The organism is Paenibacillus puldeungensis (genome assembly GCF_042678945.1).
In the GTDB taxonomy this organism is placed as follows: domain Bacteria; phylum Bacillota; class Bacilli; order Paenibacillales; family Paenibacillaceae; genus Fontibacillus; species Fontibacillus puldeungensis.
The window spans coordinates 151,098-173,305 of the sequence record NZ_JBHTLM010000011.1 but is presented as its reverse complement, the minus strand read 5'-3'; the positions used below and the strand labels follow the sequence as shown (position 1 = coordinate 173,305).

22 protein-coding genes, 1 rRNA gene and 1 other RNA gene are annotated in these 22,208 nt (G+C 47.3%); all 24 read right to left on the bottom strand.

Translation table 11 applies throughout. From position 1 onward, the window contains the following. Window positions 1-225, bottom strand: a 16S ribosomal RNA gene (locus tag ACFQ3W_RS16035); the annotation flags it as partial. Between the two features lie 427 nt (window positions 226-652). Then, an RNA gene (gene rnpB / locus ACFQ3W_RS16030) (RNase P RNA component class A) lies at window positions 653-1,055 on the bottom strand. A gap of 122 nt (window positions 1,056-1,177) precedes the next feature. Further along, window positions 1,178-2,293 (bottom strand): Nif3-like dinuclear metal center hexameric protein, encoded by a 1,116-nt coding sequence (locus tag ACFQ3W_RS16025; RefSeq protein ID WP_379320244.1) that lies wholly within the window; start codon window positions 2,291-2,293, stop codon window positions 1,178-1,180. Then, window positions 2,269-3,027 (bottom strand): tRNA (adenine(22)-N(1))-methyltransferase, encoded by a 759-nt coding sequence (locus ACFQ3W_RS16020; protein WP_379320243.1) that lies wholly within the window; start codon window positions 3,025-3,027, stop codon window positions 2,269-2,271. Before ACFQ3W_RS16020 ends, ACFQ3W_RS16025 begins: the two co-directional genes overlap by 25 nt. Beyond that, window positions 3,024-3,848 carry a hypothetical protein gene (locus ACFQ3W_RS16015; RefSeq protein ID WP_379320242.1) on the bottom strand — a complete coding sequence of 275 codons (825 nt, stop codon included), beginning with the start codon at window positions 3,846-3,848 and terminating at the stop codon, window positions 3,024-3,026. Before ACFQ3W_RS16015 ends, ACFQ3W_RS16020 begins: the two co-directional genes overlap by 4 nt. A gap of 66 nt (window positions 3,849-3,914) precedes the next feature. Beyond that, window positions 3,915-5,030, bottom strand: a complete 1,116-nt coding sequence (rpoD, locus tag ACFQ3W_RS16010) for an RNA polymerase sigma factor RpoD (RefSeq protein WP_379320241.1) — start codon at window positions 5,028-5,030, stop codon at window positions 3,915-3,917. 44 nt (window positions 5,031-5,074) lie between these two features. Further along, complete coding sequence (gene dnaG / locus ACFQ3W_RS16005) at window positions 5,075-6,898, bottom strand: DNA primase (protein ID WP_379320240.1); 1,824 nt, start codon at window positions 6,896-6,898, stop codon at window positions 5,075-5,077. 99 nt (window positions 6,899-6,997) lie between these two features. Further along, window positions 6,998-7,447 (bottom strand): YaiI/YqxD family protein, encoded by a 450-nt coding sequence (locus ACFQ3W_RS16000; RefSeq protein ID WP_379320239.1) that lies wholly within the window; start codon window positions 7,445-7,447, stop codon window positions 6,998-7,000. A 237-nt stretch (window positions 7,448-7,684) separates the two neighbouring features. Further along, the gene (gene glyS, locus ACFQ3W_RS15995) at window positions 7,685-9,763 is read right to left on the bottom strand and encodes a glycine--tRNA ligase subunit beta (RefSeq protein ID WP_379320238.1); all 2,079 of its coding nucleotides are present in this window, start codon (window positions 9,761-9,763) and stop codon (window positions 7,685-7,687) included. Then, window positions 9,756-10,643 carry a glycine--tRNA ligase subunit alpha gene (gene glyQ / locus ACFQ3W_RS15990; RefSeq protein ID WP_379320237.1) on the bottom strand — a complete coding sequence of 296 codons (888 nt, stop codon included), beginning with the start codon at window positions 10,641-10,643 and terminating at the stop codon, window positions 9,756-9,758. Before glyQ ends, glyS begins: the two co-directional genes overlap by 8 nt. Window positions 10,644-10,998: 355 nt before the next feature. Further along, window positions 10,999-11,748 carry a DNA repair protein RecO gene (recO, locus tag ACFQ3W_RS15985; RefSeq protein WP_379320236.1) on the bottom strand — a complete coding sequence of 250 codons (750 nt, stop codon included), beginning with the start codon at window positions 11,746-11,748 and terminating at the stop codon, window positions 10,999-11,001. A 56-nt stretch (window positions 11,749-11,804) separates the two neighbouring features. Continuing rightward, a complete protein-coding gene (locus tag ACFQ3W_RS15980) occupies window positions 11,805-11,939 on the bottom strand; it encodes a YqzL family protein (RefSeq protein WP_379320235.1) in 135 nt (44 codons plus the stop codon). A gap of 136 nt (window positions 11,940-12,075) precedes the next feature. Then, window positions 12,076-12,978 carry a GTPase Era gene (era, locus tag ACFQ3W_RS15975; protein ID WP_379320234.1) on the bottom strand — a complete coding sequence of 301 codons (903 nt, stop codon included), beginning with the start codon at window positions 12,976-12,978 and terminating at the stop codon, window positions 12,076-12,078. Window positions 12,979-13,012: 34 nt separating this feature from the next. Then, window positions 13,013-13,444, bottom strand: coding sequence for a cytidine deaminase (locus ACFQ3W_RS15970; RefSeq protein ID WP_379320233.1), 432 nt, complete (start codon window positions 13,442-13,444; stop codon window positions 13,013-13,015). A 38-nt stretch (window positions 13,445-13,482) separates the two neighbouring features. Continuing rightward, on the bottom strand, window positions 13,483-13,830 hold the full coding sequence (locus ACFQ3W_RS15965) for a diacylglycerol kinase family protein (protein WP_379320232.1): 348 nt from the start codon (window positions 13,828-13,830) through the stop codon (window positions 13,483-13,485). 26 nt (window positions 13,831-13,856) lie between these two features. Continuing rightward, a complete protein-coding gene (gene ybeY / locus ACFQ3W_RS15960; RefSeq protein WP_379320231.1) occupies window positions 13,857-14,354 on the bottom strand; it encodes an rRNA maturation RNase YbeY in 498 nt (165 codons plus the stop codon). Then, window positions 14,326-16,617, bottom strand: coding sequence for an HD family phosphohydrolase (locus ACFQ3W_RS15955; RefSeq protein ID WP_379320230.1), 2,292 nt, complete (start codon window positions 16,615-16,617; stop codon window positions 14,326-14,328). The genes ybeY and ACFQ3W_RS15955 overlap by 29 nt, the downstream gene beginning before the upstream one ends. Before the next feature lie 65 nt (window positions 16,618-16,682). After that, a complete protein-coding gene (locus tag ACFQ3W_RS15950) occupies window positions 16,683-17,642 on the bottom strand; it encodes a PhoH family protein (RefSeq protein ID WP_379320253.1) in 960 nt (319 codons plus the stop codon). Window positions 17,643-17,663: 21 nt separating this feature from the next. Further along, entirely contained in the window at window positions 17,664-18,845 is a 1,182-nt protein-coding gene (yqfD, locus tag ACFQ3W_RS15945) for a sporulation protein YqfD (protein ID WP_379320229.1), read from the bottom strand. 2 nt (window positions 18,846-18,847) lie between these two features. Continuing rightward, window positions 18,848-19,135 carry a sporulation protein YqfC gene (gene yqfC / locus ACFQ3W_RS15940; protein ID WP_379320228.1) on the bottom strand — a complete coding sequence of 96 codons (288 nt, stop codon included), beginning with the start codon at window positions 19,133-19,135 and terminating at the stop codon, window positions 18,848-18,850. A gap of 471 nt (window positions 19,136-19,606) precedes the next feature. Further along, window positions 19,607-20,050, bottom strand: a complete 444-nt coding sequence (locus ACFQ3W_RS15935) for a GatB/YqeY domain-containing protein (RefSeq protein ID WP_379320227.1) — start codon at window positions 20,048-20,050, stop codon at window positions 19,607-19,609. 15 nt (window positions 20,051-20,065) lie between these two features. After that, complete coding sequence (gene rpsU, locus ACFQ3W_RS15930) at window positions 20,066-20,239, bottom strand: 30S ribosomal protein S21 (protein ID WP_005547957.1); 174 nt, start codon at window positions 20,237-20,239, stop codon at window positions 20,066-20,068. A 132-nt stretch (window positions 20,240-20,371) separates the two neighbouring features. Continuing rightward, window positions 20,372-20,737, bottom strand: coding sequence for a histidine triad nucleotide-binding protein (locus ACFQ3W_RS15925; protein ID WP_379320226.1), 366 nt, complete (start codon window positions 20,735-20,737; stop codon window positions 20,372-20,374). A 319-nt stretch (window positions 20,738-21,056) separates the two neighbouring features. Further along, complete coding sequence (locus ACFQ3W_RS15920; RefSeq protein ID WP_379320225.1) at window positions 21,057-22,208, bottom strand: ABC transporter permease; 1,152 nt, start codon at window positions 22,206-22,208, stop codon at window positions 21,057-21,059.

Genomic DNA, 22,208 nt, shown 5'->3' with positions numbered 1-22,208 from the left:
GATTACTCCGCCTTTCATTATCTCACCATGCGGCAAAATAAATTATCCGGTATTAGCTACCGTTTCCGGTAGTTATCCCAGTCTTACGGGCAGGTTGCCTACGTGTTACTCACCCGTCCGCCGCTAAGCATCTAGAGTGCAAGCACTCTATCAACTCCGCTCGACTTGCATGTATTAGGCACGCCGCCAGCGTTCGTCCTGAGCCAGGATCAAACTCTCCAATAAAGTTTTGATGCTTTATTTTAGAGCGATTAGCTCATTTCGTACTGACGAGAATTTAATTCTCATTTAATACTCACTCGTTGTTCAGTTTTCAAAGATCAACTTCTTTACCCTGCCTCAGCAGCAGGAATTATATCATAACACTTTACAAGCTTCATAGCAAGTAGTATTTCTTACCATTTATCTTGTCGTTCCGCTGATCAATATCAGCCGGAATTAGAATATATCATGTTTTGGATAATATAAACAAGAGGTAATATATTCCATTCGGCTAATTACTATTTAAAATCAACGGTTAAATTAGTAATATACTTCTTTTGAACTATATCTTCAACTCATATAGACAAAATCAAAAGCCTCCTTAGCAACTGACAGACTGTCAGTTGCTAAGGAGGCTTAATCGTAATTATTTTAAAACCTGTGCCTAAGTGATGAAAGTTTGCCGTAAGCCGGGTTCTGTACTCTTCGCGGTATTACGGGAACTACCCTCCCGCCTTGAGCGACAATCATCTATCTAGGCCGCACATTACTGAGCGGCTCCAGCAACCAACCCGGACGCGCCTCGGGCAAAGGCTGCTTCCAAAGAAGCTACGTCCCATTAGGTCTTGCTCCAAGTGGGGTTTACCAGGAACGAAGTCACCAGCGTTCCTCGGGGTCTCTTACACCTCGGTTCCATCCTTGCCTGTGCACGCCATACGGCGGCCATCGGCGGTCCATTTCTGTGGCACTATCCTTCAGCTCGCGCTGACTGGACGTTATCCAGCACCCTGCCCTATGGAGCCCGGACTTTCCTCCCGCGGCCTTAAGCCGCCGGCGATTGTCTGTCAAACTTTCGAAGGCAACATTAGATAGTATACAGGCATTGCAGGCCACTGGCAAGAGTGAATGAGCGGTAATTGTGACAATTGCTTCTAAGGTAGCAAATCAATTCTTAACATTTATTATGGACATAAAATTAAACGAAATTAAACGGTTCTGTATTTACAGAAGAGGCGTATACCTTGGTCTCGTATTTGTTCTCCTGCAGTTTTTCCGTAAGCCATGCAGTTACCTTTGATTTCATGATTTTTTCCGCATTATGTCCCGGATCAATGATGGCAATTCCAGCCATCCAGGCATCTTGAGCTGTATGATAATCCACATCGCCGGTCACGATCACATCCGCACCGCGTAACTGAGCGTTTTTCCAATAACGGCCTCCAGAGCCTCCAAGTACGGCAGCTTTTCTAATCGGCTTGCTTAAGTCTCCGACAACTCTTACCATCGGCACCTGCAGCTTTTCCTTTACCCGTCCCACAAAATCTCCCAAAGTTACAGGGTCCTTCAATTTGCCGACACGGCCCAGACCAAAGGTACGTCCCTTTAAGTCCATCGGATACAGGTCATAGGCAACTTCTTCATAAGGATGCTGCTTCAGCATCGCTTGAATCACCTTACTCCGCAGGCTTTGCGGAACCACCGTTTCAATCCGGTTTTCCTCAACCTTTTCCAGCTTCCCCTGCGTCCCGATAAACGGATCGGTCCCTTCGCCGGGTTTAAAGGTGCCAAAGCCCGCTAGGTTGAAACTGCAGTGACTGTAGTTGCCGATGTGGCCAGCCCCGGCACCCAGCATTGCTTCTAAAACTCGCTCATGGTGATCCTTCGGCACAAAGACGACCAGCTTGTACAGGCTATCCATGTGGACATCCTCCAGCGGAGCACCGGACTCAATCCCCAGAGCCTCAGCCATCCAGTCGTTCATCCCGCCGTCAGCAACATCAAGATTCGTATGGCTGATATATACAGCAATATCATTTTTGATCAACTTTTCATACACTTTGCCCATCGGGGTATCGCTTTGCAGATTGGCAAGCGGTCTATATATGATCGCATGATGGGCAACGATCAGATTGGCCCTGAGCGAAATCGCCTCTTCGACAACATCTTCATTAACATCAAGCGCCACCAGAACACCCTGAACATCTTTCTGCAAACTTCCAAGCTGCAGTCCGATCTTATCCCCTTCCATGGCGATATGCTTTGGAGCCAGTTGCTCCATATATTGCACTAAGGTTTGACCTTTCGCAAGCATACTAGCACCTCCTTAAGCTGTTCTGACAACCGTGTGAACTCCTGTTCCTTTTCACGGGAAGCTTCTTGTACCGACGATGCAACCGACAGCCGAATTTTATCTAATTTACGGATTTCATAATCCCACTTTTTGTAAAATACTCCGTCAGGATCTTTGGTGAGTCTAGGCCCCATCAAATACAGCAGTTCATTCGTAAGCAGCGCACCGCCAGGCAGTCTGCGAGGCATATACAACTGTTCATTCAACACCGCCGCCTCAGAAGCCGGCTCTGCCATTAGCACTTCGTATATTTTTCCATCTTCCTCTAAAATAGCTTCTTCCGCAAGAAACCAACCGTTCTCCACGAGCCAACGCCGTACAAATTCCTCACCGACATTTGGCTGAAGCACCAGCCGCCGGACCCCGGCTAGCTTCTCTTGTCCACTGTTTAGAATGGAAACGATCAGCGCGCCGCCCATCCCGGCTATCGTGATCGTGTCCACCTCACCTGGAGCGATGACTGCGAGTCCGTCTCCTTTTCGAACAGAAATCCGCTGACTCTCTCCAGCATCGGCAACTTGCCGACGAGCAGCCTCAAGCGGCCCATCATTTACTTCGCCTGCTACGGCAAAGCTCGCCTGCCCGCTACGCACAGCCGCCACTGGTAATAGCGCATGGTCTGAGCCGATATCGGCGAACCGGCAATTCTCCGGAAGCAGATCAGCGATAAGCTGCAATCTTGCAGATAGTTTCATGAAGCGATCCACACCACCCATTTTTTTCTAAATATAAACAAAATCAGAAACACGGATACGATCTTCAACAAAATAAGCAAAGGCATTCCGGAAAACGCAGCACCCCGCAATAAGAGAGCATCAGCTTCCGGCATAAACCATAACGTTAAGGATACCGCAAAAAATACCCGAGCCGCCTCTTTTAAGCGATGATGACTTAGCCAGGTTAGCCAGTAAAATACTGCACTGATCGGCAGCCATACTACCTGCAGCAGGCTCCAGGAGACTTCCTGATGCAGCCGACCGAACACCATAGCATAAAGCAAAATGGTACAAGCGATTCCGCAATAGCTTATAATGCCGAAATTCAGCATAAAACCGACCGCAACCCAGAATATGCCGCAAACGGCAACGAGCATCGGAATGGCGGCTCCCTTATCCCAGCCTTGAAGCGTGATCATCCAGCTTCCGAGACCGAGCATCAGTAAACTGCCAATCCCCGCCATTGCCAGCGAAAACAATGGTTTTTTCGTGCGGTATAGGGCCGAAGCGATGTAACAGGCCGAGCTAAGCAGCAAAGCGGTCCCCATTTGCAAAGGCCAGGAAAAAGAGCTAAAATAAAAAACAATAAAGAAAAAGAAGGAAATTATTCCAAAAGAAAGGGACCACATTTTCAGATTTCCTTGCTGAATCAATCCTAATGGATTAAGGCTACGTGAAGGTTTTGCCTTCTCATCGCTGTATAGATTTTGAAGAAAATCACAGTATTGCTCAGGGAGGAGTTTGCTCCTTCTCCAATGCTCAATTTCAGCCAGAATAATCTGTTTTTTGTCTCTGTCCAAAGGAATATCCCTTCTTTCAACAAAAATGACCTTGCTGCTTGGCTGCAGAAGGTCAGAGTTGTACGCTTATTCGAGAAAATCCTTAAGTCGCTTGCTGCGGCTAGGATGACGCAGCTTGCGGAGCGCTTTCGCTTCGATTTGACGAATTCTCTCCCGGGTTACGCCGAACACTTTGCCGACTTCTTCCAGTGTTCGCGTTCGTCCGTCATCAAGTCCGAAGCGAAGCCGAAGCACGTTCTCTTCGCGTTCCGTGAGCGTATCGAGGACATCCTCGAGCTGTTCCTTCAGCAGCTCGTATGCCGCGGCATCTGCCGGGGCCAAGGCTTCCTGATCTTCAATAAAGTCACCTAAATGGGAATCGTCTTCCTCACCGATCGGCGTTTCCAGCGATACTGGCTCTTGAGCGATTTTCATGATTTCACGAACTTTTTCCACGCTGAGTTCCATTTCGGCTGCGATTTCCTCTGGCGTAGGTTCACGACCAAGCTCCTGCAGCAGTTGACGAGATACCCGAATCAGCTTGTTGATTGTCTCCACCATATGCACTGGAATTCGAATCGTACGTGCTTGGTCTGCAATCGCTCGAGTGATCGCCTGGCGAATCCACCAAGTTGCGTAGGTACTGAATTTGAATCCCTTCTTATGGTCAAACTTTTCTACGGCTTTGATTAGCCCCATATTCCCTTCCTGAATTAAATCCAGGAACAGCATACCACGGCCAACATAACGTTTTGCGATACTGACTACAAGCCGAAGGTTGGCTTCCGCAAGCCGTCGCTTGGCTTCTTCATCTCCGTTCTCAATCCGCTTCGCCAGTTCCATTTCGTCATCTGCCGAAAGCAAGGGAACACGGCCGATTTCCTTCAAGTACATCCGTACGGGATCATTGATTTTGATGCCCGGAGGGAGTGTTAAATCATCGTCAAAGTTAAAATCATCACCGTCGCTAGAGTTATCCCCTCTTCGCTCTTCATCACCATCACCCGTGATGTCAATTCCCAAATCCGCCAGATGTTCAAAAAACTCGTCCATCTGTTCAGGATCTTGATCGAAAGGCGAGAGCTTCTCCATAATTTCCTTATAAGATAATGAGGATCTCTTCTTGCCTTGTTCAATCAACTGATCTTTTACCTGATCAAGCGTTAATTCAGTTTCTAGTTCAGTATGCTGGTCATTTGTCATATCTGGCTCCCTCCTCCCTAGAAACTCACCGAAAGTCCATCGTCTTACTGTCTCTCTAGGGCAATAATCTCACTTGCAATTTGCGCCGCACGCATAAAATCCCCGGCACGTTCCGCGGACACCATTTCATCCTTCTTTTGCTTGATCTGTGCGAGCAAGGGGACTCTTTGAATTTCCCGAATACAATCATCCAGCTCCTGCGTACTCCACTCTGCTGGCGTATCCATCATAGCGATGGAAATGACCGTCTGTTCCAACCGATCATCCTGAAGCGACGAGATAAATCGGCTTGCATCCGGGGTCTTCCCCTGAGCGTAATAAGCGTATAGATAAGCAGCAATCGCCACATGATCTTCGATGTTAAAGTTGGTCCCAAGACGTTCACCTACATAACGGGCTACTTCATCGTCTTGCAGCATAAAAGAAAGCAGTCTCCGTTCCGCTACGTGATAAGCGGGCAGCAGAGCCGGCATCGATGCCTGCCCTTTTTTATGCCTACCATTATTCCACCTTTCAGGCTTATTATCCCCGGCGTTTGCCTTTTTTTGCATGGCAGCACGTAATTCGTTGCATTCCTGTTTCAAGCTATCGAAGGACACCTGTAAATCAGCCGACAATTCCTTCAAATAGATCTCACGCTCACTGGGAGATCCCAGTGATGCGATGATAGGCATCGCTTCTTTAATGTACGAAACCTTTCCGTCTTCTTCTAGCAGTATATGGTTTTTTTTCAGATATATAAGCCTAAATTTAACGGACGAAACAGCGCCATCCAAAATTTGGTGCCGAAAGCGCTCTGCTCCGTACTTCCGGATAAACTCATCCGGATCCAATCCCTCGGTTAGCGGTGCAATTTTCACCTGAAATCCTACGTTCTCGAGGATCGGAATACTCTTCAGAGCAGCAGCCTGTCCGGCTTGGTCCCCGTCATAGCAAACCAAAATTTCATCTGCCAACCCTCGCATGATCGCTGCATGGCTCTCTGTAAGGGAAGTCCCCATGGTTGCTACGCCGTTATGAACTCCAGCCTCCCAAGCGCTAATGACATCGCCGTAACCCTCAAACAAAACAATTTGTCGAAGTTTTCGTATTTCAGTCTTAGCCTGATGCAAATTGTAAAGTGTCCTGCTTTTACTGAACAGCTTGCTCTCTGACGAATTTAAATATTTCGGCTGACCATCGCCGAGAACCCTTCCTGCAAAAGCGATAACTTTTCCGCTCCGGTTATACAATGGAAAGATAACCCTGTCACGGAAACGGTCAACATAACCGGTGCCATCCTGCTTCGCGGAAATGAGCCCGCCCTTCTCCATCTCGGAGAGATCAAAAGAGCGCTTGTCCAGAAATTGAACGAGTGTATCCCAACGCGCAGGTGCATAACCGATTTGGAACGTGTCGATCGCTTTGTCGGTAAACCCCCGGGATTTCAAATAATCCATAGCCGGTTTACCATGCTCCGTATTTTTCAATAAGAAATGATACAGCTTGGAAGTCCACTCGTGGGCCTGCAGCAGTTGCTCCATCTCTCGGCTCCGCGGCGAATCCCCAATGCCTCCCCCTTTATCCTCAAAAGGAATATGCGCTTCTTCCGCCATGACTCGAACTGCCTCGGGAAAGGTTAATCCTTCGATTTCCATCCTGAATTTGATGGCGTTTCCGCCCTTACCGCAGCCGTAGCAGTGGAAAATTTGACGTTCGGGGGTGACCGTGAAAGACGGGGTTTTCTCCGAATGGAACGGACAAAGCCCCTTCATATACTTGCCCTGTTTTGTCAGATGAACGTGCTTGCCAACGGTATCGACGATATCATGCTGCCGCAAGACTGCCTCGATGACTTCCTCCGGAATGCTTCCACGTCCGGTACTCATCTCAAACCACCTTCATCTTTCGCTAGAGAAAGTTCAATATGTCAGAAATTAAGATATTTTGAAGTTCCTCTATAACACGTAAATAATAATTCGCTAAAACTATACATTCTCCTGCATGCACTCTAAAAGTTTTAACAATGCCGTTAAAAATTGCTCGCGATCCAAATCTGTAAAGGGCTTGGGCCCCTTAGCATAACGGCCTCCGCGACGCGCTTTGGCATGAAGATGACGCCGATCCAGCAAATAATCGATATTTCCTGCATGATACAGCTCGCCACGAGGCGACAAAACGTGACAAGATTTCGCTATAGCTAATGCAGCAAGCCCATAATCTTGAGTAACGACAATGTCACCCTGCAGTACATGGTTCGCTATATATAGATCAGCGCTTTGATCACTCCGATCAACTTGAATTACCGTAATCCCCTTAGCCCCCTGAAGCAAGTGGTCATAGGAGGATACCATAAGTACCTGTACATCATAACGGTTTGCCGCTTCAGCAATTTCCTTCTTTACTGGGCAGGAGTCCCCATCAACGACAATACGCATGTTCGTCTCCTCCGCCCCTCAAGAGAATGGTTGTTAATTTATCGTACGTATAACCATTTAACCAATGCAGCATATCTGAAACAGTCATTTCAGCCCTTGCACCCCAGCATGCCGAGAGCCATCGGATAGGCCTCCTGCGAAAAGCAAAGATGACGCCATCCCATGGCAATCGCACACATTAGATGTTTAGTAACTCATATTATTGCCCTCAGGCTTTGAGAGCGTCCTGCTTCCTTATTATGCCCAAACCAGCTTACTGAAATCAGCAAAAGCCTTAAGATCACTATCAATGGCGGAGAGTAGCGCCAAACGATTTGTCCGAATCGCTTCATCCTCTGCCATAACCATAACCGCATCGAAAAACGCTGTAATAGCCTCTTTCAGACCACTCACTATGGACAAAGCCTTAGACGCATCCCGCTCCGACAAAGCCTTAAGATATTCGTCCGTTACTTTACGCCAAGCTTCGTGAAGTTCTTTCTCGGCCGGTTCTGCAAGTAGATCGGAACGCACTTTCTCACCCGTTGCTTTAGCCGCAAGATTGCTTACCCGTCCAAACGACTCAACAATTTGTTTGAAGTCTTCCCGACCTTCAACGGCTTCCGCCAAGGCTAAGCCCCGTGCAACGACGGAGACGACATCCTCGTACCCTGCAGCGATTACAGCATCCACTACATCGTAACGCAGGCTATCAGACAAAGTCTTCCGAACGCGCAAGCCGAAAAATTCCATAAGGTCTTTCAAAATTTCTTCCTTGCTTCGCTTCAGGCCTCGGAATTGCTCATGTGTTTCGAGAGCCATTTTGAAAATGTCGGTAAGCCCTACAGGCAGCTTGTGCTCCAGGATGATTTGCACGATCCCGGCAGCTTGACGGCGCAGCGCGTAAGGATCCTGAGACCCGGTCGGTATGATGCCAATGGAGAAACAGCCTGCAATCGTATCGATTTTGTCCGCAATGCTGACGATCGAGCCAACTGTTGAAGCAGGAACCGCATCATCGGCAAAACGAGGCTGATAGTGCTCGAAAACCCCTTTTGCGACCGCTTCTGGCTCTCCGGCTTTACGGGCATAATCTTCCCCCATCACACCCTGTAATTCCGGGAATTCATATACCATTTGCGTAACTAGATCAAATTTGCAAATTTCCGCTGTCCGTGAAGCCGCTTCAGCTGTTCCAGAATCCGTACCAAGCATAGCCGACAGCTTCTCTGTATTACGACGAATACGACGAACTTTATCGCCAATCGTTCCCAGCTCATCATGGAAGACGATGCTTTCCAATTTGGACAAAGCGTCTTTAATGGCCAACTTCTGATCTTCTTCATAGAAGAACTTCGCATCCGATAACCGCGCCCGCAGCACCTTCTCATTGCCTCGAGCAATAACGTCGAGTGACGCGTTGTTCCCGTTGCGTACCGTTACGAAGTAAGGCAGCAAATGCCCCTTCTCGTCAAGCACTGGGAAATACCGTTGATGCTCGCGCATGGAGGTAATCAGCACTTCTTGCGGGATATTTAGAAACGATTCTTCGAAGGTTCCGAAGAGTACAGTTGGTGTTTCCACCAAGAACAGAACTTCTTCCAAAAGGTCTTCCTTAACGGCAATATGCCAACCTTTTTCTTTGGCGAGCGCATCGATTTGGTTCTGAATCATCGTTTGCCGTTCGTTGATATCGGCGATGACATGCTGAGCACGCAGCGTTTCCACATATTTCGAAGGCTCGTCGATTACGGCTTCCTGTCCTAAGAAACGGTGGCCTCTCGTCACTTTACCGGATTTGACGCCAGTGATTTCGAGATCGATAACATCCTTGCCGAACAAAGCGACCATCCAGCGAATCGGACGTAGGAATTTAAAATCATAGCTGCCCCAGCGCATGTTTTTCGGGAAATTCATGGCATGCAAAATGCCGAGCAATCCTTCAGACAAAATGCTTGTCGTTTCCACACCGGTACGGCTCTTGCTTACATAAATGTACTCTGTGCCGCCAACTTCCTTAAACGTAAATTGTTTGGGTTCCACCCCTTGGCTGCGGGCAAAACCGAGTGCGGCTTTACTCCATTCACCCTTATCGTCTAAAGCGATTTTACGGGAAGGGCCTTTTACTTCCTCATGTACGTCTTCCTGCTTCTCAGCAACATCTTTAATCAAAACCGCGAGGCGGCGTGGCGTAGCATACATTTCCACCGCTGCGTACGGGATGACGGATTCCTCCAACCATTTGACCAGCCGGTCTTTCAATTGTTCCACAGCCCCACGAATGAACCGTGCCGGCATATCCTCTAAACCAATTTCAAACAGTAAATCCTTAGCCACGTGCAGCTCCCCCTTTCTGAAGCATCGGGAAGCCGAGCTTCTCGCGCTCCTCCAAATACGTTGCGGCGACTTGACGGGCCAGATTCCGTACCCGGGTTATATAGCCGGTCCGTTCCGTCACACTGATGGCCCCTCTAGCATCTAACAGGTTGAACGTGTGGGAGCACTTCAGCACGTAATCGTATGCAGGGAATACCAGATGCTGATCCATCGCCTTCCCAGCTTCCTGCTCATACATGTTGAACAAGGTAAATAACATCTTTACATCCGACAACTCGAAGGTATATTTGGAATGCTCAAATTCAGCTTGATGAAATACATCGCCGTAGGTTGTTCCATTAACCCACTCAAGATCATATACACTTTCTTTGTCTTGGATATAAGAGGCGAGCCGCTCCATCCCATAGGTTATTTCCACAGCTACCGGGTTGGCTTCAATACCGCCGACCTGTTGGAAATACGTAAATTGCGTAATTTCCATACCGTCAAGCCATACTTCCCAGCCGAGGCCCCAAGCCCCTAGCCCAGGGTGCTCCCAGTTGTCTTCGACAAATCGAATATCATGCTCCAGCGGATTGATACCAAGCCGTTTCAGGCTTTCCAAATAAATTTCCTGAATGTTGTCCGGAGACGGCTTGAGAATTACTTGGAACTGGTGATGTTGATAAAGCCGATTTGGGTTTTCCCCATAACGTCCGTCCGCCGGACGCCGTGAAGGCTCAACATAAGCTACGTTCCAAGGTTCAGGTCCGATGGACCGGAGAAATGTCATCGGGTTCAGCGTACCGGCGCCCTTCTCTACGTCATATGGCTGGACAACGATGCAATTTTGCTCCGCCCAAAACTGCTGCAGGGTCAAGATCATTTGTTGGAAATTCATGAACCACATCTCCTTTGCATAGGCTTAAGGTCGTATCGAGGCAAGCAAAAAAGCCCTCGCCTCCTACGCCTGCTGTCAGACGTAGGGACGAGAGCTGTAAAGATCCCGCGGTTCCACCCTACTTGATTTGCAAACCGAAGCCTTGTGCCGCTGAAGCCAAGACAACTTCATTTGCAAATCCTCTTTTCACGATCGTTCACGCTCCCGGGATGCCTTTTCATAAGAGGATTCGTCTGGGCTTGCACCGTCCCCAGCTCGCTCTTTCGAATGCTGTATCTTATTACTCTTCCCGTTCAATGCGCGATTCTCCAAAAGGAGAAATTCTTTTTTATAATAAATGATTTTATGAAGTTCGTCAAATCTCGTATTTGTCCAGCTGATCGAGAAAACTCAGGGATTTCAGCTTTAATCCAAGCTGCATATCCATAAAGGCCCGCATGACGGTTTTTAGCTCCGCTTTAGTCGTGGTCTTGACCTCGACATTTCCGAGCCGGCGAAGATCCATTTTTTCAAACAAAGCGAGCAATTTGATCGCCTGTGGTGAAACCTTCAGCGCCGCCGGATCGTGATGTCTGCAGCTGCTGCAAAGCTTACCTCCCAGCCGCGGGCTGACATAGACAGATTCCTCCGTCTTTCCACAGGAGATACAACTAGTAAAGGAGGGGCCGTAGCCAGCAGCCTGCAGCACCTTCATTTCAAATAAATTCATAACAATCTGCGGATCTTTACCTAAGGATAAGCCGCTTAAACATGCTTTTAGCTGCGTAAACCAAAAGCTGCCCACTTCCTCGTCCTGTAGCGTTCGATCCAGCAGTTCGCAAGCATAGGAAGCATAGGCCGCCAAATAAAGGTCTTCACGTAAAGAAGAGTGAGATTCTATGATCTCACCTGAATTGAGTGTACCCAAGCCATTGTTTTGACGAAAAAAAACATATTCCCCGTAAGTAAAAAGCTGGGTTAGCGCTGCGTGCCGACTCTTTATTTTTTTGGCTCCCCTTGCAAGGACTCCGACTTTGCCATATTGCTCCGTACATAATGTGATGATTTTATTGCCTTCACCATAGTCCATGCTGCGGATGACGATTCCTTCCACCCTATAAAGCATGCCTCTTCCCCCAAACACCGACCTCTTCCTAAACCGATCTTAAATCTATGTTGACTCTATTCAGCTTCTTCCTCCATAATAAGCTCCTCGGCCGCAGCCTCCTCTTCGGAACTGCCGCCGGCTTCTTTATACAGCAAGTAAGCATCGACATCTCCAGTCATTGCAAAATACTTCCACGAAAAATCTCGCATTCGTATTCACCCTTTCTTCGGAAATGACGCCTGCATCTTCAAAGAATAGGATGTACGCCGAGGCGCGATCTATGCGTTGCAATAACTCCCAGTATAGAATCCCATAACACTTTACTAGTTTGACCAAGCCTGTAGCTTAAGCATCGCGATGGAAGCCAAGGTCCCTCAGTATCCGCTCCTGGTTGCGCCAGTCTTTTTTCACCTTAACCCAAAGCTCAAGGAAAATTTTCGAACCGAGCAAATTCTCGATATCCGTTCTGGCGAGCTTGCCGATTTCCTTCAGCAGAGCTCCTTGCTTGCCAATGATAATCCCTTTTTGGGAGTCGCGTTCCACAAAAATCACCGCCGAAATATAGACCACGCCATTATCTTGAACACGCATGTCTTCGATCGTTACGGCAATGGAATGTGGCACTTCCTCCCGCGTCAAATGAAGGATCTTCTCCCGAATTAACTCGGCACAGACAAATTGCTCAGGGTGATCCGTAACCTGGTCCTCTGGATAATACTGTGGCCCCTCCGGTAAATATTTACCGATTTGCTCCAGCAGCGTACTCACATTGTTGCCGAGCTTGGCCGAGATCGGCACGATTTCGGAAAAATGGTGAAGCTTGCGATACTCCTCGATGAGCGGAAGAAGCTGTTCCGGCTCGATACGATCAATTTTGTTCATGACAAGAATAACCGGCGTGCGCAAGTCTTTAAGACGTTCAATAATAAAACGATCCCCACCGCCAAGCCCCTCCGACGCGTCTACCAGAAACAGCACCGCCTCGACTTCACCTAGGGTGTTCAGAGCCGTGTTATTCATGTAATCGCCGAGCTTAGACTGGCGCTTGTGAATACCGGGTGTATCTAAAAACACGATCTGCATCGTCTCTGAGGTATACACTCCGTGTATTTTATTTCGAGTTGTCTGAGGCTTATCAGACATAATGGCGATTTTCTGGCCGATGATGTGATTCATCAGCGTGGATTTACCGACATTTGGGCGCCCTACAATAGCAACAAAGCCGGATTTAAAGTTCTTTTTTGACATAGTATAGTATCCTTTCCTGTCTTGGAACAACGTCTCATGAATTCGATTTTGGGTTATCCAGGTCAGAGGGGCCGAAAGCGAAAGGAAGCAGTTCCCGGACCGTCGTCTGACGTATGTCGCCCCGTAGATTCCCGAGGATGACCGGCATATCAGGTCCGCACAATTCTAGCATCACTTGACGGCAAACGCCGCATGGCGCTATAGGCCCATCAGTATCCCCAACTACGGCGAGCGCTTTAAAAGAACCAGGGTGGTGGCCATCAGCTATCGCCCGATGAATCGCCGTCCTTTCAGCGCAATTGGTCGGGCTGTATGCAGCATTTTCAATATTACAGCCGTGGTGCACCCGTCCATCCTGATCCAACAAAGCCGCACCGACTCCAAACCCGGAATAAGGGATATAAGCGGATTTACGAGCCTCAACGGCTTCCTGCAGCAATTGGGTATAATCCATATTTGATATCATCTCCTCGGAAAGAAATCTTATTTTCGGATGATACAGCTTTATGTAAATCCAAGCCAGTGAAGGACCGGCTCGTAGAACAACAGCAGGCCGATGATAACCGCAAACACGGCAGCAACCAGCACAGCCCCGGCAGCCGCATCCTTAGCCATTTTGGCAAGTTTGTGCCATTCCGGGGTAACAAGATCGACAGTCGCCTCAATTGCCGTATTCACCAGCTCCAGCGAGATTACAAGCGCGATGACGAGCATGAGGAGCGCGATATCGCGGGGGGGTAGCCGGAAAAAGAGAGCGGCCGCAGTAACGAGGACGGCCGCTGCACCGTGTACACGTAAATTTCGCTGCGTTTTAAAAGATGCGAAAACTCCTTCCAGAGCATGTTTAAACACCGCACCCCATTTCCGCTTCGGCTTCATTAACGCGTCAGCCCTACTTGTGCAAGAACAGCCTCCTGCTTGCCCATCATTTCCGCTTCACTTTCCGCATCCTGGTGATCATATCCTAGCAGATGCAGGAATCCATGCACAAACAAAAAGCCGATTTCCCGTTCTAACGAGTGACCATATTCCTCACTTTGAGCCTTAGCACGATCAACGGAAATAATTATATCTCCCAGCACATCGGTCAAATCGTCCAGCTCTTCATCCTCTTCAAGTTCATAAATGATCTCCGGTTCCTCATCCAAAGTCTCATTCATAGCAAACGACAAAACGTCGGTCGGACGGTCAATTCCACGATAATCGCGATTTAATTCGTGAATTGCTTCATCGTCCACAAATGTTAGTGCGACCTCACCGTCGTTTACTCCCTCACTTTCACCTGCTTTTTGCAGCAAACGTTCCAGCAGATCTATCAAAGTTTGATCGATTTCCATTTTAGTCTGTTCATTGTTCCAAGCCAGTTGTAGACCCATTTACACCTTGCCCCCTGTCCTTCTCCTCGTTTTCTTTACTTTTCTTGATATCTTCTGGATATTCAATCCGAGAATGAAAAATACCCATGACTGTTTCTTTAAGCGTTTGTGCGACAATATCCAGCTCTCGCATCGTCAAATCACATTCATTAAATTGATGATCATCCAGACGATTTTTGATGATTTTCTCAATCATCGATTCAACCTGCTCAACTGTAGGCTTACGCAACGAGCGCACGGCAGCCTCCACGCTGTCGGCAATTCCAACAACAGCCGCTTCTTTAGATTGAGCTTTTGGCCCCATATACCGGAAATCATCCTCCGTAAAATCCGGTTCAACGCCTTGCTCTTCTGCCAAACGAAGTGCTTTATGATAGAAGTAGTGCAAGAACGTTGTTCCATGGTGCTGTTCAGCGATATCTCGAATCGGTTTTGGCAGCTTATACTCCTTCAGCATTTCAACGCCATCCCGGGCATGAGCGATAATGATCGACTTACTCAATTTCGGGTCGATGTAATCATGTGGATTCTCCATGTTGTTTTGATTTTCAATAAAATAACTAGGTCGTTTCGTCTTGCCAATATCATGATAATACGACCCGACTCGGCAAAGCAGACCGTTGGCGCCTATTGCTTCAGCCGCCGCTTCGGACAAATTACCAACCATGACACTGTGATGGTAAGTCCCTGGTGTTTCGGTCAGCAGTTTGCGCAGCAGGGGATGATTCGGGTTAGACAGTTCAACCAGCTTCAATGCGGACAATATGCCGAATGTCACCTCGAAGAATGGCATCAGCCCTATGACTAGGATCGTCGTTAGTAAACCACCCGCAACAGCAAAGCCTAAATCGTATAAAACCCCCGACTGGGTCCATTCGTTATTATTAATAAGATTTAGCGTAAATACAGCCAAGGAACCAAAAAGACAAATCATCATCCCCGCTTTAAGCAGCGTTGACCGCTGACTAGCCCGATGTATGGCAAAGATCGCGGCAAAGGAAATGACGAATGTAAAAAAGCCAAATTGAAAATCAAAGATTTGTCCTTTATGCACATTCAGTATGATACTCGCCAAAATACTAAACATGATGGACGAAATATAAGCCAGCGGCAAGTCCAACAAAAGGGTAATCAGCATTGCCCCTGTCGCTACGGGTGCCAGATAGCCGATATACGGCCGCTGTTCGTTCTGAAGAATATCAATCACATGCATCGAGACAATCATGATCAAAATAATCAGCAAGAGCATAATAAATTGTGCGTTATTGTACTTGAACCGACTAACGCCTTCTGATTGCCGCATAAACATAATGAGTCCGGCGGACATTAGCAAGGAAAGCAAAATCAAACCAAATTGCGGTGAATAATTCACCTCGTCCTTCAGCAGGCCGTTTTTCTCCAACAATGTATACATTTCCTGGGTAATTTTCTCGCCCTTTTCAACGAGTACGTCCCCCTGCTTGATATAAACGGTTGGCGTGTTTTCGCGCGCCTCCACCTTTGCGGCCTTCGTCGCTTCCTCATCGTAAAATTTGTTAGCTGTAATCGATAGGCGGGCCAGTTCTTGAACTACCTCGCGTGAAACGCGTTTACTTAATGAGCTTGTACTTACCATTTCAGCAACCTTCGCCCGAGCCGTCTGAGCCTCTACGATTGGATCTGCAGTTAGACGAGCTACGATATCCGCTGCGACTGGCTTCATTTCATTGATATCCTCCGCCGTAAGACGAGGGATTTTGATAAACGTTTCTTCTGAAATATGGTACTGCTGCTCATCGACCCGTTGAGTAACCTCTTGAAACAGCGTAGACGAATACACGCCGTTGCTTCGGTTATTCATGATAAAATTTTGCACGTGATCCTTGACGCGCTGTGGCAATTCTTCTCGATATATTTTGATTTTGTCCTGGGTAGATACCTGATCGTCCTGGTTCAGTCGAAAAATCCGGTCGAGCATTTGGGCTACTAACGCTTCGTTGCGCAGGGGTAAAATCGTATATACTTGTCCTACCTTTTCTGCAGCTTCCTCTTGGGCCTTAAGGGTAGCTTTCGTATTTGGAATTTCCATTGGCGCAAGAATTTCCTTCTCACTAGGCAGCCCTACAGCAATATCGTAGGTTTCCGGCAGCAGCTTTGGTGCCAAACTCATATAGAGCATAACAACGAGCAGCACGAACAGAACATAACGTACCGCTACGCTATGTTTCCACCCTGCTATTCTGGACGACACTGTGCTTTTTCTCTGCTGATCGTTATTTGTCATGAAGACAGCCCTCCTGAAAAATGTAAAACCCTGAAGGACCATACAGCAAGGCCCCACGGGCTGGATCATTTATCCTGATTTTCAGCAGCACGATCATATGCAATGATGATTTTTTGAACGAGCGAGTGACGTACCACATCCGATTCTGCAAAATATACAAATCCGATCTCTTCAATATCACGCAGAATCGTTTTGGCTTCAACCAAACCGGACTTCTTACCTTTGGGCAGGTCGATTTGCGTAACGTCCCCGGTAATGACCATTTTCGAACCGAAACCAAGTCGGGTAAGGAACATCTTCATTTGTTCCGGTGTCGTATTCTGTGCCTCGTCCAAAATAATAAACGAATCATCCAGCGTACGGCCGCGCATGTACGCAAGCGGTGCGATTTCAATGAGTCCTCGTTCCAAAGCTTTTGCCGTCTGCTCCGGCCCCATCACGTCATACAAGGCATCATATAGCGGACGCAAATATGGGTCAACCTTCTCTTGCAGGTCCCCCGGCAGGAATCCTAAACTTTCACCCGCCTCCACAGCAGGGCGCGTTAGAATAATCCGTTTAACTGAGCCCTCCTTCAGCGCGGTTATTGCCAAAACGACCGCCAAATAGGTTTTCCCGGTTCCTGCCGGCCCGATCCCGAAAACAACATCCCGTTTCTTAATCGTCGTCACATAATGTTTCTGACCTATCGTCTTCACACGTATCGGTTTTCCCCGATACGTCGATGCAATTTCACCCTTATATAGATCAAGCAGCTGATCTGCACGGAAGTCTTTAGCCAAATCTATGGCGTAAAGAACATCTCTTTCAGTTAAGATATAACCGTTTCGGATCAATTCAAGTAATACTTCAAACAGCTGTTGAACTTTCTCTGCCTCTCGCTCTTCTCCACGGATCGTTATTTCCGATTCCCGCAGCACGATTCCCGCTTGTAAGTTCTCTTCAATCAATTTAAGAAACACATCTTGGGGACCGAATAACGAGAGTCCCTCTGCCGCACTCTGAAGCGGTATTTTGATGTTCATCAGTTGTTCAGACAAATATCCTCATTCTCCTTGATCTTGAACTATCGGAACTTCTTCCGCGATGTTTTGTTCCACTTCGAAATGTACTTTCATATAAACTTTACCATTGTCTGTCTTCTCATGCAAAATTTTTTGACTCATTATGACGCTGTCAACGCCGTATTTCGCCAATATATCTCGTTTAGCCCGCTCGATACCCTCAAGCTTCGCCTGCTCATCTGTTTGCTTCAATTCGAGTTCTGCCGTTTCCAGCACCTTTTCGGTCATCCAACCGATCGGTAGCTTTATGCTTCTCCAAGTGAGCGGGTCCATTTCAGTCAACGTTTCCGATTGAATAAAGCTTATTTTACCATAACCCGTTAATTGAATAGCTGTACGGCCAAAAAAGAGGTACCCCCTTCGTTTCTGCTCCCCCGTGTATACTTTCTGCTTCTTTACAATAGGGACTTCAATGTTGTATTCATGCCAAACGATTCCCCGAATCTCTCCTTTTGAGACAACAGGTTTTCCGCCTTGCATGCCCGAAATAAGGATCTGTCCTTTTTTAACGCGGTCATTTTTGTCGACCTCTGGCTGGCCTTTTTCCGCAAAAATATGGGTTACGACCGCATCTGATTTACTTACTAAATGTCTTGGACTTAGCAGCTCCTGCTTCTCTGGTTTCGTTGCTTCCACAACCTGTATCGTAATTCGCGTACCGGTCCGTGTGACTCCAACCCATGAGGTGCCCGGCAGCTTGCGCGTTAGAGTTGCCGAAAGCTTGTCCTGTTCGGGCAAACGAAAAATCCACTGAAACGGATAAATTCCTTCCTGCTTCGCTACGTTTAATACATCCTCGGTGGCAATTTTATCATTCCCCTTAACCTCGATATCCCAGACCATAGAGGACAAGGTGAATATTAAACCGACGAACAAAACGAAGCCGGCGAAAAATCCTTTCCTGTTCCATAAACGGGCAAGCAAAAAGGGCACACCCGCACGACGTTGAATACGCACACGGCAGCCTGTCCCACGCAAAAACGGACGCAAGCGAAAAAAATCGTTGAGCTGCACGTTCATTTTCATTTGGCCCCCGGGCAGAGCCTGTACATCCCAAATTTCAATACCTTCCCCGGAAAGCTTGTTTATGAGCTTCTCCACAGAATCCCCATGCACTATGATGGTTACAACACCGCGAAGATGGGTTAAAGCCGGTGATTTCACGGTTACTCCCCCGTTCCTCTATATTTAATCCCGGAAATTCGTCCTTCGACAACGACTTCTTCCGGCATGATCGCCTTAATTACTAAACCGCTGCCCTCTACCTCCAGAGTGCCTTCGCTAAGCGCTAAATGCAGCTCCTCGGAAGAGAAATGGACAACCCCTCGGTGGTTTTCAATATACAGCTGCTGACCTCCGATTAAGGTGAGCCTGGGCAAATCGTATACAAGGTCACTTGGCAGATCGAGCGCGTCGACCGTCCATTTGCGCATTTTGCGGACAAACCGGCTCATATGAGGCAATCCTCCTTCCCCTACTCTACAAACTATGCGGGGCCTGCCGGATTTATGAGAACGAAGAAAAACGGACTCTTTGCAGAAATCCTTGCCGTTTGTGGGTAAAAGAAAAACGCCTAACGGCGTCCTTTGATATGGCTTTGACTTCTATATTGGAGCGATGGGAAGGATGGGGATGGGTATTGGTTCCACCCCATACCCATTCCCTCTTCTGTTCTACTTGGAGAACCTAGCACTTCTTTTCATGACCAGAAGCACCAAAATAAGTTACCTTTATGTACCTTCATTTTGCCGCATATAGCTCCGCTCAGATTGTTGTATTTCATGCAACAATCTGGACGCAAAACGGCTTGCACTCCTGAGATTACTGTTTTTCGTGCAACAATTCAGGGTGAAAAATACAGTTAATAGCAATGAAAAAACACCCTCTACATGAATGAACATGATAGAAGGTGTTTGGCCTGTGAGTTATTGCAAAAGCTTTTGAACCGCTTGGTTTACAAGTTTGCCGTCTGCCCGTCCTTTAACTTTAGGCATCAACGCACTCATTACTTTCCCAATATCGGCTTTCGAAGAAGCACCGGTTTCCTGGATGGTCTGCTGTACAATGACTTTAATTTCTTCTTCGTTTAGCTGTTCGGGAAGGTACTCAGCAAGGATCTCCGCTTCCGCTTTCACTTGTTCGGCAAGATCGTCACGACCCGCTTTTTCAAAATCTTGGAGGGCATCTTTGCGCTGTTTGATTTCACGACTTAGGATATCAAGCACTTCATTATCGTTCAAAGTTCTTTTCAAATCTATTTCAAGATTTTTCATCGTAGCGCGTACCATTCTAATGGTGGAGAGCTTGAACTTGTCTTGACTCTTCATCGCTTGCTTCATATCTTCGTTCAATCGCTCGCTAAGATTCATAGTAGCTAAATCCCCCTAAAACTTTCTCTTACGAGCAGCCTCGGACTTTTTCTTGCGCTTTACGCTTGGCTTTTCATAATGCTTACGTTTTTTAACCTCAGCCAATACTCCATCCTTTGCGATGGAACGTTTAAAGCGACGAAGTGCAGCATCAATTGTCTCGTTTTTGCGAACTTTAGTTTCAGACACCAGTTTTCCCTCCCTCCGACCAGACCGTCCAAGAGCATTAACACGGTTCATCAAATTTCATTATAGGGGAAAGTGAAATATGGTGTCAACCTAAGTGCCTGCTTTTTTCTCTTCCAATATCTCTATGAAGATTTAGACCGCATGAGAATCGGAAGATTGTACCAGAGCACCGAGCTTCGCTCCTCCAAGTAAATGGTAGTGAATATGCGCCACGGCCTGTCCGCTGTCTGGGCCGCAATTGTTAATGAGCCGATAGCCGTTTTCTGCAATACCTAGTTCTCTGGCGACATTTTGCGCGATCCGATGCATTTCTCCGATCAGGGCAAAATCCTCTGAGCCAACTTCGTTCATGGAGGCGATATGCTTCTTTGGAATGATCAGCACATGGACCGGCGCCGCGGGTTGAATATCGTGAAATACGAGAAATTTATCGTCCTCGTAAACTTTTTTTGACGGGATTGATCCCTCTACGATTTTACAAAACAAACAGTTGTCCATCTTTCATCCTCCTAGCTATTTACAATTTGATATGTAAGGGAAACTGCTCTCACAAGCTTAATCATACCGAAAAAAGGCAAAAAAAAGAAGCACCCTGCTACCTCAATTAAGAGTTTGCTGGTCGCGCGGACGTATTGGACCGAAAATTTGCCTTAGTTTCTCTGTCCCCAATACGTCCGGCGGGGTGCTTACAAATATGATGTCGGCTAACTGTAGTATAACAGGGGGGTGGTACTGTATCTGTGATCTACATCACGTGCATCATGTTATTTTATTCCTTTTTTTAAGAATCCGCTCTCTGTTCCATCCTAGTTACTCATCATACAAAGCTTCTTGTATCATTATTTCGCCCGAATTTATAAGTCGCAATCAGGAAAAAGACGACGACGAAGGCAACCATAACGGATAGATTAAACCAAATATTACTCAGATCACCGCCGTTTTGCAACTGTTCTATAGACTGTATCAGCCAGTGCTGCGGTAAGAAATCGGCAACTTTCCGTACGGCGGACGGCATGATGTCAGCTGGGAAGAAGCAGCCCGCAAGCAGGCAAGTCGGCACCACAATCAGGTTCTGCAGGGCTCCGGAAACATTGCTGTTCTTTGAAAAGGCGACAATGACGAGTGACAGGCTAACGGACACCAGTGAGAACAACATCATCAGTCCTGCCAAATAGCTGAGCGGCAAGCCGGGGTCCACGTTAAACACTTTTTGCATAAAGAATAAGGTGATCGCAACCTGAGCAAGCATCACAATGAAATTAACAATGATGTTAGATAGTACATAAGTCCGGGAACTGATTGGAGAAGAAATCAATCGAAAAAATGTACGGTCCTCCCTATTTTTTAGAATCAGCTCCGATAAGTTGACGGCGGACATCATCATGAACATGATCAGAAAGCCAATGGACTGATAGGTCATTTGTTTTTTGACTGAAGCATCGTTAACGGATCGACTTGTTACTTGCAGCACCGGTTTCTTATATTCCCCATACAGTTGTTGAAATTTGTGGGGATCGCCATTAGCAGCCTTGCTAAGAAGAACCAGATTGTCAATATATTCGTTTAACATCGATTTCATGGAGGCCGTGACCTGCGCCCCTTTTACCGACATAATGGTCATCGATTGAGGATGGCCTGTCAGGACGCTTTGAGAAAAGCCGTTACCAATAACAAGGCCACTGTCAAGCTTGCCTGCCGCTAGCTGATCCTTCAACTCTTGATCATTAACCTCGCTAATCTCAATCTTGCCTGATTGCTTCAGAAATTGAACTGTACCCGCAGCAATCTGTTCATGACCGTCCGCGTTAACCACACCTACCCGAAGCTCGGTTTCTCCGGAATGGCTGTAGAGCATTAATGAAATCAATACGCCCATGAGTGGCAAGCCAAGATAAAAAATCAGATTGCTTCGCTTACGGAATATCGTCCGCAGATTCCAAGACACCAGCCAGCAAATATCCTTGAACAT